The sequence below is a fragment of the Xanthovirga aplysinae genome (genome assembly GCF_009711365.1).
Classification (GTDB): Bacteria; Bacteroidota; Bacteroidia; order Cytophagales; family Cyclobacteriaceae; genus Xanthovirga; species Xanthovirga aplysinae.
On the sequence record NZ_SMMB01000632.1, the window covers coordinates 1 to 2908 of the forward strand.

The window sequence follows — 2908 nt, forward strand, 5'->3', positions numbered from 1 at the left end:
TTATCCCCGACTTATCCACAGGAAATGTGTTTTTAAGTTTTGCTTCTCGGCTTTCTATTAACATTTTCCTGGCTAAAAAATAAGTACTTTCCCCCGGATAGGTCTCGATAACATATTGATAAAACTTTACAGCCAATTCATATTCTTCATTTTTTAGGGCTAAATGAGCGATTTTCATGACTTCAGTACCCTTAGTTTTCCAGCGTTTATCCATCGCTCTAGCCTGAACAAAAGCTCCATAAAAGTTCTTCTGTTGAAGATTAACCCATATTAGCAATTCAGGATAATTTTTATTTTCAGGCTCTTTTCTAACTCTAGCTAAAATTAACTGTTTAAAGGCCTGCTGCTCTTTTTCCTCTGTGAGAAAATTTTGAAGAATATTTCGCACATAATTGATTCGTGAGGGATTTTCATCAAGAAATAAGAGATATTCCAGTATCATATCACTTTTATTGTTCTGAAGCCTATATAAACTGGCTAACTGCAAAGAATATGCTGCAGGGCTGTCCTCAATTTTCCGCCCCTCCTTATATGCATAGATGGCATGTTCCATCATTTGATATTTAGTCAATTGCTGAGCTACCAATTGAAGTTTGTGCTGATTGGATTTTACTTTCTCCACTAATTCATAAATAGACTCCTGGCTTTCCTGTTCTTCTCCCTTTCTCTTTAACACAACAGCCTTTTCCACCTGGTAAGTAACACTTTCGGGGTACCACCTTAATAATTTATTTAAATATCGCTGTGCCTCACGATAATAGGCAGAATCAAGAAGTAAGTGAAAATAATTGTTGTGGATAAACGAAATATTTTTTCGATCGCGCAATAACTCTTTGTAAAGCAAGCCGGCCTTATTTAAATCTCCTTTGGCATAATATTCATTGGCAAGGGCAATTTTTTCTTTATCCTGACCAATGAGATCAGAGCTTAAACCAAAAACTAATAGAATAAAGAAAAGATATTTAATAAGTCTCCGACAGTTTTTCATATAATCCACACATTTAACAAGCTATTAATGTAAATATATATTTATATAAAATTTTTTACTATTTATTATTAGGAATGTGGAAATGTTGAAAATTTAAGGTATGATCTTAAAATTGAATTTGATGTTGAAAAAGAGAAGTTTATCTAGTTTTTATCCACAGATTCCTAACAGTTTAACTTTCTATAAATGAAGGTGTTATATAGTAATTAACATAAGTAGAATAAGTTTTTAAATGCTCGGAGTTGATAAAGGGAGATTGTTAATAGTAGTGGAAAAGTGTGAAATAGCTTGTTGAAAATGAAGAGTTGTTAGGTGGAAAAAGATTACCTCAAAGTGGAGAGTGAATAAACTATATTTACCCACAGTTTATTCACTTCTTTTCCACAGGTAATCCACTCCTTTATTATTGAAGTTTAAAAAGTAAGATCTTCCAGGAGTTCCCAGTTAGCTCGTACAGTAAGATTTTTGGGATAGAAATAAACAGGATCAGGTTCCTCATTATTTCTAATATCTCCTATTTCCCATTTGCCGGTATTTTTATTTGCAACGAGAACCCTAATTTTGTAGGTACCAGGCTTTACGTAATTGAATTCATAATTCTTCGGACTGACTTGTTCATCGATTACCTGATTCTTGTCATCGAGTAGTTGCACATAATAATGTGGATAAGTGGTGGTGATTTTTCCTTTAATAATTCCGAAATTTTTAGGTTCTTTAAAAGTATAGAAATTATCCACAACTGTACTGCTATCATTTTCGATACTAATGAAGCTTGCTGCTGAGTTATAGAGTCTTACCCTATCCACATAATTTATTTTCTTTGGTTTTGGTTTTACTTGTTCTGCCTCTTTTCTTTCTCTTCTACTTAATCTTGCAGGTTGTTTATCTTTTTCTTCGGCAAGGTTTTCCACATTTTGATCCACATTTTGATCTATTTGATTAAGGGTGGAATCCGTATTGTTAATTGGCAGTTGCTCCTCTTCTCGTTTTACCTTGGAAAGGTCAATAGCTTTAACAATGGTTACTTGATCTCTTGTTTTGTTCCAATGTAAATCTTTATTCACATCAATTGGATCAATTGTTAAACTATCATATTGAATGTACAAGCTGTCAGGAACTATTGTTTTTATAGGTTTATTAAAAGTATATTTTATTTCTATCGTATCGATAATATCAGATTGTTTTGATTTGGCCGTCTGAGCAAAGTCAGCCAATGATTGTCTACTTTCGATAAACTTTATATAAAGATTTTCATTTACTTTATTTTTAACGCTATCGATAGCCCATAATTTAACTTGCATACTATCCGCTTCTATTCTTTCATCAGTATTATAGACCCGTATAGTCTTATTTTCATCCTGTAGGTTACTGAATAACTTTGCATCCGAATCAATAGGTTCTAATGAGTAATCTGTCACATACTTGTTTAATCGTATTTCAAAGTATTTTCCGGAAGGGCGAGCATATAAAAGTTTGAGGGAATCAATGTTATTTTTTACTAAGCCAATATTTATGGTATCGCTTTTGGCCTTTAAATCCAGTGTTTTTGCAGAAAATCCATAAATATCATTTGCTGTCTTTGCTGTTAAATTTCTGCTTTTTGTTGAAAAGGCATAAATACGGTAATCACCATCTTTGATATTATCAATAAGATAAGAACCATCTTCTCCACTCATAGTGAAATAGTTAGGTTCACTGTTAAAAAGGTCCAAAGTGTCATTGGCAGGATAAAGGGAAACAATTGCCTCCTTAATAGGTTCATTGGTGAGTAGATCTCGAATTACCCCTTTTACCTGAAGAGAATCAAGGTAGGGGCCAGTACTAAAGGCCAGTCTGACATTTTCAGCTTTATTATATTCAGTAATATCTGTAACAGCATCCCTAAAGTTGAAAGTGTAAGTGGTGCTGTCTTTAAAAGGT

General features: G+C 33.1%; 2 protein-coding genes. Both read right to left on the reverse strand.

Going from position 1 to position 2908, the window contains the following annotated elements; all coding sequences use genetic code 11:
- On the reverse strand, positions 1-988 hold a 988-nt coding region (locus E1171_RS03485; RefSeq protein ID WP_425509601.1), incomplete at its 3' end, for a tetratricopeptide repeat protein.
- Positions 989-1401: 413 nt separating this feature from the next.
- On the reverse strand, positions 1402-2908 hold a 1507-nt coding region (locus E1171_RS23580; RefSeq protein WP_187696228.1), incomplete at its 5' end, for a peptidase associated/transthyretin-like domain-containing protein.